We start from the raw sequence: 13970 nt of genomic DNA, 5'->3' as shown, positions 1-13970 counted from the left end.
CTGCGCTATACGCGCGTCCGAGAGTCGTTGGGCCGCGAAACGGGCCTATTGTACGGCTTTGGCCGGCCGATGCCAGCGAACCCGGGTGTGCCTGACTGCGCTTTTGCCGGCTTTCCGGGGTTCGGTGTAGCATAGCCCAACACCGCTTTGCGGCTGCTCAATTGGAGCATGCATTCTCTTACGTGACAAAGGCTTATGGAGTCTTTTTATGAGTGAAGTCAAGCATTCGCGCCTGATCATCCTGGGCTCCGGCCCCGCGGGTTACACCGCGGCCGTGTACGCCGCGCGCGCCAACCTCAAGCCTGTTGTCATCACCGGCATCCAGCCCGGCGGCCAGCTGACCACCACCACCGAGGTCGACAACTGGCCCGGCGACGTCGAGGGTCTGACCGGCCCCGCCCTGATGCAGCGCATGGAGCAGCACGCCAAGCGTTTCGATACCGAGATCGTCTACGACCACATCCATACCGCGGAGTTGCAGCAGAAGCCCTTCACCCTCAAGGGTGACAGCGGCACCTACACCTGCGACGCGCTGATCATCGCCACCGGCGCCTCGGCCCAGTACCTGGGCATGTCTTCGGAAGAGGCGTTCATGGGCAAGGGCGTTTCCGCCTGTGCCACCTGCGACGGCTTCTTCTACCGCAACCAGGTGGTCTGCGTGGTCGGCGGCGGCAACACCGCCGTGGAAGAGGCGCTGTACCTGTCCAACATCGCCAAGGAAGTCCACCTGATCCACCGCCGCGACAAGCTGCGTTCGGAGAAGATCCTCCAGGACAAGCTGTTCGAGAAAGCCAGGAACGGCAATGTGCGCCTGCACTGGAACACCACCCTGGACGAGGTGCTGGGCGATAACATGGGCGTCGTCGGCGTTCGCCTGAAAGACGTCGACAGCGGCGAAACCCGCCAGCTGGACCTGGCCGGCGTGTTCATCGCCATCGGCCACAAGCCCAATACCGACCTGTTCAAGGGCCAGCTGGAAATGCGTGACGGCTACCTTAAGGTCAAGGGCGGCGCCGAAGGCAATGCGACCCTGACCAGCATCGATGGCGTCTTCGCCGCCGGCGACGTGGCCGACCACGTCTACCGCCAGGCGATCACCTCCGCTGGCGCCGGCTGCATGGCCGCGCTGGACGCCGAAAAGTTCCTCGACGACAACTGATCGGCGCCAGGGGAGGCTCGCCCTCCCCTCCTCCCTATGCTCAAGTGGCTTTCCCGCAGCAATTTCGACTTTCCGCCCCTCGACAAGGCCCTGCATGAGCCCAACGGTCTGCTCGCGGCCGGCGGGGACCTGAACCCGCAACGCCTGATCCAGGCCTACCGCCACGGGTGCTTCCCCTGGTACCAGGACGGCCAGCCGATCCTCTGGTGGTCACCCGACCCGCGTACGGTGCTTTTCCCGGAGGAACTGCACGTTTCCCGCAGTCTCGCCAAGTTCATTCGACAGCAGCAGTACCAGATCACCATCGACCAGGCGTTCGAGCAGGTCATCCAGGGTTGCGCCGGCCCGCGCGATTACGCGGACGGCACCTGGATCACCACGCCGATGCAGGAGGCCTATTGCCAGTTGCACCGCCTGGGAGTCGCCCACTCGGCGGAAGCGTGGCAGGGCGATGAACTGGTCGGCGGGCTGTACGGCCTGGCCATCGGTCGGTTGTTCTTCGGCGAATCGATGTTCAGCCGCGCCGACAATGCCTCCAAGGTCGCCTTCGTCACGCTGGTGCAGCGCCTGAAAGCGGCCGGCTTCGTGCTGATCGACTGCCAGATGCCGACCCAGCACCTGCACAGCTTCGGCGCCCGGGCCATTTCCCGCGGCGAATTCGCTCGCTACCTGCGCCGTCATCTCGACGAAACACCGACGCAGGACTGGACTTCGCGAGCGGACCTGCTCAGCCTGTCTTAAACTTGCCTGAGGGACCTCGCAGGGGTTGAAGATGACCGAGCTCGCCCGCCTGAAGTTTTACGCCACACAACCGCATCCATGCAGCTATCTGCCCGAAGAGCAGGCCACCACCCTGTTCCTCGATCCCAGCCAGCCCATGGACGCGCAGTTGTATGCCTCGCTGTCCGAGGTCGGTTTCCGGCGCAGCGGCGAACACCTCTACCGGCCGCACTGCCAGCACTGCACTGCCTGCATCCCGGCGCGCATCCCGGCCGCCGGCTTCCAGCCCAGCCGCCAGCAGAAGCGCATCATCAAGCGCAACGCCGACCTGGAAGTCGTCCGCAAGCGCCCGGCCTTCACCGAGGAGTACTACGCCCTCTACATGCGCTACATCGAGCAGCGGCATGCCGACGGTGACATGTACCCGCCCAGCCGCGACCAGTTCGCCACCTTCCTGGTGCGCGACCTGCCCTTCAGCTGCTTCTTCGAATTCCGCCTGCAAGGCAGGCTGCTCGCCGTCGCCGTGACCGACGTCCTGCCCAACGGCCTTTCCGCCGTCTATACCTTCTACGATCCGGACGAAGAGCGCCGCAGCCTCGGGCGTTTCGCCATTCTCTGGCAAATCGGCGAGACCGAAAGACTGGGCCTGCACGCGGTTTACCTGGGCTACTGGATCAAGAACTGCCGAAAGATGAACTACAAGACCCAGTACCGTCCGATTGAGCTTTTCGTCAATCAGCGCTGGGTGGCGTTGAACTGAGACGAAAACAGCCATTGGCGTTATGGGGTGATTTCAGGCACAATGTGTGCCTTTTTTAATGCCCTGAAACTTCAGGCAACCATAGATACCGAGGGTTCTACTGCATGTCGAAAGAAGACAGCTTCGAAATGGAAGGCACTGTCGTCGACACCCTGCCCAACACCATGTTCCGCGTGGAGTTGGAGAACGGGCACGTCGTTACCGCGCACATCTCCGGGAAGATGCGCAAGAATTACATCCGCATCCTGACTGGCGACAAAGTTCGCGTTGAACTGACGCCCTACGACCTGTCCAAGGGTCGTATTACCTACCGCGCTCGCTGATAGACGGTAGGTGCCGGCAAATCCGGCACACAGAAAAACGCCCGGCATTGCCGGGCGTTTTCGTTTGGAACGCCCGACTGGCGTCAGGCAGGCTCTGCGGCGATCACTTCGAACTCGAAGGCCAGCTCGCCATCTTTCAGGTCCACATGGGCCACACCGCCGTGCTCGGCCAGCTCCCCGAACAGGATCTCCTCGGCCAGCGGCCGCTTGATCTTGTCCTGAATCAGCCGCGCCATGGGGCGAGCGCCCATCTGCGGATCGTAACCCTTGTCCGCCAGCCAACCGCGGGCGGCGTCGCTGACCTCGATCTGCACGTGCTTGTCCTCCAGCTGCGCCTGCAGCTCGGTGAGGAACTTGTCGACGATGCTCTTGATGGTCTCGTGACTCAGGCGGCCGAACTGGATGATGGTATCCAGGCGGTTGCGGAACTCCGGGGTGAAGCTCTTCTTGATCACTTCCATGGCATCGGTGGAGTGGTCCTGCTGCGTGAAGCCGATGGAGGCCCGCGCCGCGGTTTCCGCGCCAGCGTTGGTGGTCATGATCAGGATGACGTTGCGGAAGTCCGCCTTGCGCCCGTTGTTATCGGTCAGGGTGCCGTGGTCCATCACCTGCAGCAGCAGGTTGAAGACTTCCGGGTGCGCCTTCTCGATCTCATCCAGCAGCAGCACGCAGTGCGGCGTCTTGGTAATGGCCTCGGTGAGCAGGCCGCCCTGGTCGAAACCGACATAGCCCGGAGGCGCGCCGATCAGACGGGACACGGTATGCCGCTCCATGTACTCGGACATGTCGAAGCGCACCAGCTCCACGCCCAGCGCCTTGGCCAACTGCCGCGCCACCTCGGTCTTGCCCACCCCGGTCGGGCCGGAGAATAGGAAGGAACCCACGGGCTTGTCCGGCGACTTCAGGCCGGCGCGTGACAGCTTGATGGCGGTGGACAGCGACTCGATGGCCGCCGCCTGGCCGAACACGGTCAGCTTCAGGTCGCGTTCCAGGTTACGCAGCAGCTCCTTGTCGGAGCTGGAGACGTGCTTGGGCGGAATCCGCGCGATCTTCGCGACGATGTCCTCGACCTGCGGCACTTCGATGCGCTTCACGCGCTTCTCTTCCGGCTGCAGGCGCTGGTAGGCACCCGCCTCGTCGATGACGTCGATGGCCTTGTCCGGCATGTGCCGGTCGTTGATGTAGCGGGCGGCCAGCTCGGCGGCGGCGCGCAGCGCTTCATCGCTGTACTCGATGTGGTGGTGCTGCTCGAAGCGCGGCTTCAGGCCCTTCAGGATGCCGAAGGTGTCCTCGACGGACGGCTCGGTGACGTCGACCTTCTGGAAGCGACGAGCCAGGGCGCGATCCTTCTCGAAGATGCCGCGGAATTCCTGGAAGGTGGTCGAACCGATGCAGCGGATCTCACCGGACGACAGCAGCGGCTTGAGCAGGTTGGACGCATCCATCACCCCGCCCGATGCCGCGCCGGCGCCGATGATGGTGTGGATTTCGTCGATGAACAGCACGGCATGCGGCCGTTTGCGCAGCTCGTTGAGCAGCGCCTTGAAGCGCTTCTCGAAGTCGCCGCGGTACTTGGTGCCCGCCAGCAGCGCGCCCAGATCCAGGGAGTAGACGACGCTGTCGGACAACAGATCCGGCACCTGGCCGTCGACGATGCGCTTGGCCAGGCCTTCGGCGATGGCGGTCTTGCCCACGCCAGCCTCCCCCACCAGCAGCGGGTTGTTCTTGCGCCGACGGGCGAGGATCTGCGCGACACGCTCGACTTCCGACTCACGGCCGACGAGCGGGTCGATACGCCCCTGGCGCGCCAGGTCGTTCAGGTTGCTGGCATAGGCATCCAGCGGATGACTGGAGGTGGATGACTCGCCGCCCTCCTCGTCCTGCATCTCCTGCTCGCTGTCCGGGTGCTCGGCATGGCCGGGCACCTTGGAGATGCCGTGGGCGATGTAGTTGACCACGTCGATGCGGGCGACGCTCTGCTGCTTGAGCAGGAACACCGCCTGGCTCTCCTGCTCGCTGAAGATGGCGACCAGCACATTGGCGCCGGTGACTTCACGCTTGCCGGAACTCTGCACGTGGAATACGGCACGCTGCAGGACACGCTGGAAGCCCAGGGTCGGCTGGGTTTCGCGATCCTCGTCGTGCTGGGGGATCAGCGGCGTCGTGGAATCGATGAACTCCTGCAGGTCTCGCCGCAGCTTGTCCAGATTCGCACCGCACGCCTTCAGAACCGTCGCGGCAGCCTCGTTATCCAGAAGCGCCAACAGCAAGTGCTCAACGGTCATGAACTCATGCCGCTTCGCCCGCGCCTCCTTGAAGGCGAGATTGAGGGTGACTTCGAGCTCTCGATTCAACATGACTTCACCTCGCTCCCAAACATCCGCATCAACCTTCTATCTCAATTTCGCACAACAGTGGATGTTGGCTCTCCCTCGCATATTGATTGACCTGCATGGCTTTGGTTTCCGCGACATCGCGGGTAAAGGTCCCGCAGTTCGCCTTGCCCTGGGTATGCACAGTCAACATGACCTTGGTTGCCTGCTCGCGGTTCATGTTGAAGTACAGCTCCAGCACCTCAACCACGAAATCCATCGGGGTGTAATCATCGTTGAACATGATGACCCGATACATGGACGGCGCCTTGAGGGCTGGTTTGGCTTCTTCAACCGCCAGCCCCGTCCCGTCGTCTTCCATTGGATCCGGGCGGTCCTGATTGAATGTTAGTCGAATCTGGCTACTTGCATGCATGCTGGAATAAAAGCTTTGCGAGTGGGTGAATGAGTGGGCCGGTTGGAGTTTGAATCGCCTCTCAGGCCCAGACGACGCCGCCTTGACTAACGGCAAAAGGGTGTTACAACCAAAGGATACCCCCCGGAGGGTATCAGGAGTTCCGGACGCCAGTCTTTACAAAAAGGCATAGCGGAATAGTAGTGGATGATACTCCAGCGATGGAGTCCTTTGCAGAGGGATATCAGCATGCTTAGCGGTAAGGTCAAGTGGTTCAACAACGCCAAGGGCTATGGTTTCATCCTGGCTGATGGCCGAGATGAGGACCTGTTTGCTCATTATTCGGCAATCCAGATGGATGGCTACAAGACTCTCAAGGCCGGCCAACCCGTCAGTTTCGAGATCCTGCAAGGTCCGAAAGGGTTGCACGCGGTGAACATTCAGCCCGTCAACGCCAATGCATCCACCCCAGCCGCGCAGACTGCCCCGAGCAGCGAGGTCGAGAACCTCACGGCGGAAGCCTGATTCGTCACGGATCAGACGAAACGAAAAAGGCCGGCAGCAAGCCGGCCTTTTTCATGGGCGAGGAATTACCCCGTTACATCTTGGCGATGATCGCGTCGCCGAACTCGGAGCAGGACAGCAGCTTGGCGCCGTCCATCAGGCGCTCGAAGTCGTAGGTCACGGTCTTCGCGGCGATCGCGCCGTTCACACCATCAATGATCAGGTCGGCCGCCTCCGGCCAGCCCATGTGGCGCAGCATCATCTCCGCGGAGAGGATCACCGACCCCGGGTTGACCTTGTCAAGCCCCGCGTACTTGGGCGCGGTACCGTGGGTCGCCTCGAACATGGCCACCGAGTCGGACAGGTTGGCCCCCGGCGCGATGCCGATGCCGCCCACTTCCGCCGCCAGGGCGTCGGACAGGTAGTCACCGTTCAGGTTGAGGGTGGCGATCACGTCGTATTCGGCCGGGCGCAGCAGGATCTGCTGCAGCATGGCGTCGGCGATGACGTCCTTCACCACGATGTTCTTGCCGGTGGTCGGGTTCTTGAACTGCATCCACGGGCCGCCGTCGAGCAGTTGGGCGCCGAACTCGTCGCGGGCCACTTCGTAGCCCCAGTCCTTGAACGCACCCTCGGTGAATTTCATGATGTTGCCCTTGTGGACCAGGGTGACCGAGCTGCGGTCATTGTCCACGGCATATTGCAGGGCCTTGCGCACCAGGCGTTTGGTGCCTTCCTGGGAAACCGGCTTGATGCCGATGCCGCAGTTGTCGGTGAAGCGGATCTTCTTGACGCCCATTTCCTCGGTGAGGAACTTGATCACCTTCTGCGCTTCCGGCGAGCCCGCCTTCCACTCGACACCGGCATAGATGTCCTCGGAGTTCTCGCGGAAGATCACCATGTCCACGTCGCCGGGCTTCTTCACCGGGCTGGGCACACCTTCGAACCAGCGCACTGGACGCAGACAGACGTACAGGTCGAGCTGCTGGCGCAAGGCCACGTTCAGAGAGCGAATGCCGCCGCCCACCGGGGTGGTCAGCGGGCCCTTGATGGACACCACGTAATCGCGAACGGCATCCAGGGTTTCCTGGGGCAGCCAGGTGTCCTGGTCGTAGACCTGGGTGGCTTTCTCGCCGGCGTAGACTTCCATCCATGCGATCTTGCGGTCGCCCTTGTAGGCTTTCTCGACGGCAGCGTCGACGACCTTGATCATGACCGGGCTGATGTCCACGCCAATGCCATCACCCTCGATGAACGGGATGATCGGGTTCTTCGGTACATTCAAGGACATATCGGCGTTGACGGTGATTTTGTCACCGGCCGGCACCTGGATCTTTTGGTATCCCATGCTGAACTCCGCTTTTTGGTTGAAACCCACTTGCAGCCACTGAGGGTAGCTCACAAGTCGATGATCGAACCACATCATTCCTTAGTCTAAAAAAGCCACGCGCATCAGCCGGCCTTTAGGGTGGTATACTGGCCGGCATGACTTAATGGTCATCGAGGTCCGAGCAGTCTGGGACCAGACTCTCTCCTCGCAGCGGCGCACATCCCCATCAGGATCCCGCCGTACAACGCTCTACTGGCGCCCCAATATCCCCGCGGCAAATCTCGAAGGTCGGTCAACCACTTCGTTGAACGCAAGCGTGTACCAACGCGATTCGAGACTCTGTGCGCGCCCAGCAAAGAAGAGAGTTAGAACGAGATGTCCATCCGCTCGAAGATCACCTACACCTTCACCGACGAAGCACCCGCCCTTGCCACCTATTCGCTTCTTCCCATCGTAAAAGCCTTTGCCGCTTCCGCCGGCATCGACGTCGAGACCCGCGACATCTCTCTTTCGGGCCGTATCCTGGCCTCCTTCGCTGACAAGCTCGGCGACAAGGCGATCGAAGACGATCTGGCCTACCTGGCCGTGCTGGCCACCGACCCCAAAGCCAACATCATCAAGCTGCCGAACATCTCCGCTTCGGTACCGCAGCTCAAGGGCGCCATCGCCGAGCTGCAGAAGCTTGGCTACGCCGTTCCGGACTTCCCGGAAGACCCGCAGACCGACGAAGAGAAAGACACCCGCGCCCGCTACGCCAAGGTCCTGGGCAGCGCCGTGAACCCGGTCCTGCGTGAAGGCAACTCCGACCGCCGCGCCCCGGCCGCCGTGAAAGCCTACGCCCGCAAGCACCCGCACAGCATGGGCAAGTGGAGCATGGCATCGCGCTCCCACGCCGACTACATGCGTGGCGGCGACTTCTTCTCCAGCGAACAGTCGGTCACCATCCCGAAGGCCGGTGAAGTCCGCATCGAGTTCGTCGGCAAGGACGGCAAGGTCGAGACCAAGAAGACCCTGAAGATGCAGGACGGCGAAGTCCTCGACAGCATGTTCATGAGCTGCAGCAAACTGCGCGCCTTCTTCGAGAAGACCCTGCAGGACTGCAAGGAAACCGGCGTCATGTGGTCCCTGCACGTCAAGGCCACCATGATGAAGATCTCCCACCCGATCGTCTTCGGCCACGCCGTCACCGTCTACTACAAGGACGTGTTCGAGAAGTACGGCCAGCTGTTCGAAGAGCTCGGCGTCAACCCGAACAACGGCATCTCCAGCGTCTACGACAAGATCAAGTCGCTGCCGGCCTCGCAGCAGGAAGAAATCCTGCACGACATTCACGAGGTGTACAGCCACCGCCCGGAAATGGCGATGGTCGACTCGGTCAAGGGCATCACCAACCTGCACATCCCCAGCGACGTGATCGTCGACGCCTCCATGCCGGCCATGATCCGCAACTCGGGTCAGATGTGGGGCAAGGACGGCAAGCAGAAAGACACCAAAGCGGTAATGCCGGAAAGCACCTACGCCCGCATCTACCAGGAAATGATCAACTTCTGCAAAACCAACGGCGCGTTCGACCCGACCACCATGGGCAGCGTACCGAACGTCGGCCTGATGGCGCAGAAGGCCGAGGAATACGGCTCCCACGACAAGACCTTCGAACTGGAAGCTGACGGCGTGATGCGCGTCGTCGATGCCGACGGCAAGGTCCTGATGCAGCACGAAGTGCAGGCTGGCGACATCTGGCGCGCCTGCCAGACCAAGGACGCCCCGATCCGCGACTGGGTCAAGCTGGCCGTTACCCGCGCCCGCGCCTCCAACACCCCGGCCATCTTCTGGCTGGACCCGGAACGCGCCCACGACAACGAGCTGCGCAAGAAGGTCGAGCTGTACCTGAAGGACCACGACCTGACCGGCCTGGACATCAGCATCAAGGGCTACAACGAAGCCATCCGCACCAGCATGGAGCGCCAGCTGCGCGGCCTGGACACCATCTCGGTGACCGGCAACGTCCTGCGCGACTACCTGACCGACCTGTTCCCGATCATGGAACTGGGCACCTCGGCCAAGATGCTGTCCATCGTTCCGCTGATGGCGGGCGGCGGCATGTACGAAACCGGCGCCGGCGGCTCGGCTCCGAAACACGTGCAGCAGCTGGTCGAAGAGAACTACCTGCGCTGGGATTCCCTGGGCGAGTTCCTGGCCCTGGCGGTCTCCTTCGAGGAAGAAGGCATCAAGACCGACAATGCCAAGGCCAAGGTACTGGGCAAGACCCTGGATATCGCCACCGGCAAGCTGCTCGACAACAACAAGTCGCCGTCGCGCAAGATCGGTGAGATCGACAACCGCGGCAGCCACTTCTACCTGGCCATGTACTGGGCCCAGGCCCTGGCCGAGCAGAACGACGACGCCGAGCTGAAGGCCCACTTCGCGCCCCTGGCCAAGACCCTGACCGAGAAGGAAGCAGCGATCGTTGCCGAGCTCAACGGCGTACAGGGCAAGCCGGCGGACATCGGCGGTTACTACCGTTCCAACCCGGAGCTGACCAGCAAGGTCATGCGCCCGAGCGCGACCTTCAACGCCGCGATCGACGCACTGGCGTAAGCCGCTTCGCGTGACACCAGAACCCCCGGGCCTTCCCGGGGGTTCTGCTTTCTGCGGCCGGCAACGTTAAACTCGCGCCTTTCCGACTCATGAGAATCAATCCATGCGCTGGCTAGCACACGTCACCGTCGCCACCATCGTCGAAGACCAGGGCCGCTTCCTGCTGGTGGAGGAAATGTCCGCTGACAAAAAACAGGTCTTCAACCAGCCCGCCGGCCACCTGGAAGCCAACGAGACCCTGCTCGAGGCCGCTGTGCGCGAAACCCTCGAGGAAACCGGCTGGGACGTAGAGCTGACCGCCGTGACCGGTATCTACCTGTACACCGCACCAAGCAACGGCGTGACCTACCAACGCGTGTGCTTCGCCGCCCGCCCCCTGCGCCACCACCCCGAGCGCGCACTGGACGAGGGCATCCTCGGCGCCCGCTGGATGACGCGCGAAGAACTGGCCGTGCAGCCCGATCGCTGGCGCAGCCACCTGGTGCTGCGTTGCATCGACGACTACCTCGACGGCGAGCGCTTCCCGCTTGCCCTGATCCGCGACTGAACCCGCAGCCGAGCCTCAACCGCTCGGCTCTGGTAGAATCCTCGCCTTTACCTGCACCCGTGATGCGCCACCATGCCTGATTCGTCCCCGTCCTTGCTGAAAAGCCCCCAGAACACCCGCGTCATCGTCGGCATGTCCGGCGGCGTGGATTCCTCCGTCTCTGCCCTCCTCCTCAAGGAACAGGGCTACCAGGTGGAAGGTCTGTTCATGAAGAACTGGGAAGAAGACGACGGCACCGAGTACTGCACCGCCATGACCGACCTGGCCGACGCCCAGGCCGTCTGCGACCGCATCGGCATCACGCTGCACACTGCCAACTTCGCCGCGGAATACTGGGACAACGTCTTCGAGCACTTCCTCGAGGAGTACAAGGCCGGCCGCACGCCGAACCCGGACATCCTCTGCAACCGCGAGATCAAGTTCAAAGCCTTCCTCGACTACGCCGTCGCCCTGGGCGCGGACCTCATTGCCACTGGCCACTACGTGCGCCGCCGCGATATCGACGGCCGCAGCGAACTGCTCAAGGGCCTGGACCCGAACAAGGACCAGAGCTACTTCCTCCACGCCGTGGGCGGCGAGCAGATCGGCAAGACCCTGTTCCCGGTCGGCGAACTGGAAAAGCCCGAGGTCCGCGCCATCGCCGAGAAATACGGCCTGGCCACCGCGAAGAAGAAGGACTCCACCGGCATCTGCTTCATCGGCGAGCGTCGCTTCAGCGACTTCCTCAAGCAGTACCTGCCGGCACAACCGGGCGACATCGAGACCACCGACGGCAAGGTCATCGGCAAACACGTCGGCCTGATGTACCACACCATCGGCCAGCGCCAGGGCCTGGGCATCGGCGGGCTGAAGAACGCCGACGACAGCCCCTGGTACGTGCTGGAGAAAGACCTCGCGCGCAACGTCCTGGTCGTCGGCCAGGGCAACGACCACCCCTGGCTGTTCTCCCGCGCCCTGCACGCCTCGCACATCTACTGGGTCAACCCCATCGACCTGGACCAGCCCAAGGCCCTGCGCGCCAAGGTGCGCTACCGCCAGGCGGACCAGGACTGCGTGCTGGAGCGCACCGCGAACGGCTACCGAGCCGTCTTTGACGAGCCCCAGCGCGCCGTCACCCCGGGCCAGTCCGTCGTCTTCTACGACGGCGAGATCTGCCTCGGCGGCGGCGTGATCGAATCCGCTGAACCTGCGTTCGCTAAGGAAACCGCATGAGCGATCTGCACGACCAGATCATCGCCCTTTCCGGCGTCTTCGAAGCCGCCGCCCTGGTAGACCGCCTCGCTCGCACCGGGCAGATCCCGGAGGCGCCCCTGGGCTGCATGCTCGGCAGCCTGCTGGTGCGCGACCCGAAGACCACCCTCGACGTCTACGGCGGCGACACCGCCAACCTGCGCGAAGGATTCCGCGCCCTGGTCAGCGCCCTGGAACGGGACCCCAACAGCCTGCAGCGCGAGCCGCTGCGTTATGCCCTGTCGCTGATCGGCCTGGAACGCCAACTCAACAAGCGCGACGACATGCTCGACATCATGGGCACCCGCCTGGACCAGATCCAGCAACAGGTACAGCACTTCGGCCTGGTCCACGAGAACGTCATCGCCTCCTGCGCCGGCCTCTACCAGGACACGCTCAGCACCTTCCGCCAACGCATCCAGGTGCATGGCGACATGCGCCACCTGCAGATCAATGCGAACGCCGCGCGCATTCGCGCCCTGCTGCTGGCCGGCATCCGCTCCGCGCGCCTGTGGCGACAGCTCGGCGGCAACCGCTGGCAGATGCTGTTCAGCCGGAAGAAAATGCTCAACGAACTGCGCCCCCTGCTGCGCGGCTGAAACCTGCCCTTGCGGTCGCCGCAAAGGCGACCGCATCGCGCCATTCGTGTATGATGTGCGCCCTTTTCGTTGACCGACAGCTACGAGAACGCCCCATGCAGCTTTCCTCCCTTACCGCGGTTTCCCCCGTTGACGGCCGTTACGGCAGCAAAACCAGCGCCCTGCGTCCGATTTTCAGCGAATACGGTCTGATCCGTTTCCGCGTCCTGGTGGAGGTTCGCTGGCTCCAGCGTCTCGCCGCCCACGCCGGCATCCCTGAAGTGGCGCCCTTCTCCGCCGAAGCCAACGCCCTGCTGAACCAGCTCGCCGACGACTTCCAGCTGGAGCACGCCCAGCGCATCAAGGACATCGAGCGCACCACCAACCACGACGTCAAAGCCGTGGAATACCTGCTCAAGGAACAAGCCGCCCAACTGCCGGAACTGGCCAAGGTCAGCGAGTTCATCCACTTCGCCTGCACCTCCGAGGACATCAACAACCTGTCCCACGCCCTGATGCTGCGCGAAGGCCGTGACACCGTGCTGCTGCCGCTGATGCGCCAGATCGCCGACTCCATCCGTGAGCTGGCAGTGAAATTCGCCGACGTGCCGATGCTGTCGCGCACCCACGGCCAGCCGGCCTCCCCGACCACCCTGGGCAAGGAACTGGCCAACGTCGTCTACCGCCTGGAGCGCCAGATCAAGCAGGTCGCCTCGGTCGAGCTGCTGGGCAAGATCAACGGTGCCGTGGGCAACTACAACGCCCACCTGTCGGCCTACCCGCAGGTGGATTGGGAAGCCAACGCCCGCGAATTCATCGAAGGTGACCTGGGCCTGAACTGGAACCCCTACACCACCCAGATCGAGCCGCACGACTACATCGCCGAGCTGTTCGACGCCATCGCGCGCTTCAACACCATCCTCATCGACTTCGACCGCGACGTCTGGGGTTACATCTCCCTGGGCTACTTCAAGCAGAAGACCGTCGCCGGCGAGATCGGCTCCTCGACCATGCCGCACAAGGTCAACCCGATCGACTTCGAGAACTCCGAAGGCAACCTGGGCATTGCCAACGCGCTGTTCCAGCACCTGGCCAGCAAACTGCCGATCTCCCGCTGGCAGCGCGACCTGACCGACTCCACCGTGCTGCGCAACCTCGGCGTCGGCTTCGCCCACAGCGTCATCGCCTACGAAGCCAGCCTCAAGGGCATCGGCAAGCTGGAGCTGAACGCCGCGCGCATCGCCGAAGACCTGGACGCCTGCTGGGAAGTCCTGGCCGAGCCGGTACAGACCGTCATGCGCCGCTACGGCATCGAGAACCCCTACGAGAAGCTCAAGGAGCTGACCCGCGGCAAAGGCATCAGCGCCGAAGCCCTGCAGGTGTTCATCGACGGCCTCGACATGCCCGCCGACGCCAAGGCCGAGCTGAAGAAACTCACCCCCGCGAACTACATCGGTAACGCTGCCGCCCAGGCCAAGCGTATCTGAGATTCGC

Annotated in this window: 13 protein-coding genes; 10 read left to right on the top strand and 3 right to left on the bottom strand. The window is 63.0% G+C overall.

Features of this window, described 5'->3' with window-relative positions:
* Positions 1 to 208 precede the first annotated feature (208 nt).
* The 4 genes from trxB to infA all read left to right on the top strand — a co-directional run bounded on the left by trxB (position 209) and on the right by infA (position 2962).
* Positions 209 to 1159 (top strand): thioredoxin-disulfide reductase, encoded by a 951-nt coding sequence (gene trxB, locus ACNFIA_RS26955; protein WP_416790045.1) that lies wholly within the window; start codon positions 209 to 211, stop codon positions 1157 to 1159.
* A gap of 36 nt (positions 1160 to 1195) precedes the next feature.
* Positions 1196 to 1900: a leucyl/phenylalanyl-tRNA--protein transferase gene (gene aat, locus ACNFIA_RS26950; protein ID WP_416790044.1), complete on the top strand. Its 705-nt coding sequence runs from the start codon at positions 1196 to 1198 to the stop codon at positions 1898 to 1900.
* Positions 1901 to 1931: 31 nt separating this feature from the next.
* The gene (locus ACNFIA_RS26945) at positions 1932 to 2639 is read left to right on the top strand and encodes an arginyltransferase (RefSeq protein WP_416790043.1); all 708 of its coding nucleotides are present in this window, start codon (positions 1932 to 1934) and stop codon (positions 2637 to 2639) included.
* Positions 2640 to 2743: 104 nt separating this feature from the next.
* Positions 2744 to 2962 carry a translation initiation factor IF-1 gene (gene infA, locus ACNFIA_RS26940; RefSeq protein ID WP_002553999.1) on the top strand — a complete coding sequence of 73 codons (219 nt, stop codon included), beginning with the start codon at positions 2744 to 2746 and terminating at the stop codon, positions 2960 to 2962.
* Between the two features lie 83 nt (positions 2963 to 3045).
* Here infA and clpA read toward each other — a convergent pair whose 3' ends face one another.
* Together clpA and clpS are read right to left on the bottom strand one after the other, a co-directional pair.
* Positions 3046 to 5319 carry an ATP-dependent Clp protease ATP-binding subunit ClpA gene (gene clpA, locus ACNFIA_RS26935; protein ID WP_416790042.1) on the bottom strand — a complete coding sequence of 758 codons (2274 nt, stop codon included), beginning with the start codon at positions 5317 to 5319 and terminating at the stop codon, positions 3046 to 3048.
* Positions 5320 to 5347: 28 nt separating this feature from the next.
* Positions 5348 to 5710 carry an ATP-dependent Clp protease adapter ClpS gene (clpS, locus tag ACNFIA_RS26930; RefSeq protein WP_259755106.1) on the bottom strand — a complete coding sequence of 121 codons (363 nt, stop codon included), beginning with the start codon at positions 5708 to 5710 and terminating at the stop codon, positions 5348 to 5350.
* Positions 5711 to 5938: 228 nt separating this feature from the next.
* Here clpS and cspD point away from each other — a divergent pair, with 228 nt between their 5' ends.
* The gene (cspD, locus tag ACNFIA_RS26925) at positions 5939 to 6214 is read left to right on the top strand and encodes a cold shock domain-containing protein CspD (protein ID WP_259755107.1); all 276 of its coding nucleotides are present in this window, start codon (positions 5939 to 5941) and stop codon (positions 6212 to 6214) included.
* Positions 6215 to 6287: 73 nt separating this feature from the next.
* Here the strand turns inward: cspD and icd are convergent, their stop codons facing one another.
* Positions 6288 to 7541, bottom strand: coding sequence for an NADP-dependent isocitrate dehydrogenase (gene icd / locus ACNFIA_RS26920; RefSeq protein WP_259755108.1), 1254 nt, complete (start codon positions 7539 to 7541; stop codon positions 6288 to 6290).
* A gap of 357 nt (positions 7542 to 7898) precedes the next feature.
* Between icd and ACNFIA_RS26915 the strand changes: the two genes are divergently transcribed.
* The 5 genes from ACNFIA_RS26915 (at position 7899) to purB (ending at position 13963) form a co-directional block, all read left to right on the top strand.
* Positions 7899 to 10121 (top strand): NADP-dependent isocitrate dehydrogenase, encoded by a 2223-nt coding sequence (locus ACNFIA_RS26915; RefSeq protein ID WP_416790041.1) that lies wholly within the window; start codon positions 7899 to 7901, stop codon positions 10119 to 10121.
* Between the two features lie 103 nt (positions 10122 to 10224).
* Entirely contained in the window at positions 10225 to 10668 is a 444-nt protein-coding gene (locus ACNFIA_RS26910; protein ID WP_416790040.1) for an NUDIX hydrolase, read from the top strand.
* Positions 10669 to 10740: 72 nt separating this feature from the next.
* Positions 10741 to 11880 (top strand): tRNA 2-thiouridine(34) synthase MnmA, encoded by a 1140-nt coding sequence (gene mnmA / locus ACNFIA_RS26905; protein WP_416790039.1) that lies wholly within the window; start codon positions 10741 to 10743, stop codon positions 11878 to 11880.
* Positions 11877 to 12497 carry a high frequency lysogenization protein HflD gene (gene hflD, locus ACNFIA_RS26900; protein ID WP_259755113.1) on the top strand — a complete coding sequence of 207 codons (621 nt, stop codon included), beginning with the start codon at positions 11877 to 11879 and terminating at the stop codon, positions 12495 to 12497. Before mnmA ends, hflD begins: the two co-directional genes overlap by 4 nt.
* A 95-nt stretch (positions 12498 to 12592) precedes the next feature.
* Positions 12593 to 13963 carry an adenylosuccinate lyase gene (gene purB / locus ACNFIA_RS26895; RefSeq protein ID WP_259755114.1) on the top strand — a complete coding sequence of 457 codons (1371 nt, stop codon included), beginning with the start codon at positions 12593 to 12595 and terminating at the stop codon, positions 13961 to 13963.
* Positions 13964 to 13970 lie beyond the last annotated feature (7 nt).

The organism is Pseudomonas sp. NY15437 (assembly GCF_048068435.1).
GTDB lineage: Bacteria > Pseudomonadota > Gammaproteobacteria > Pseudomonadales > Pseudomonadaceae > Pseudomonas > Pseudomonas nitroreducens_B.
Note: the sequence above shows the minus strand (reverse complement) of the source record. Positions and strands in the feature narration are given on the sequence as shown.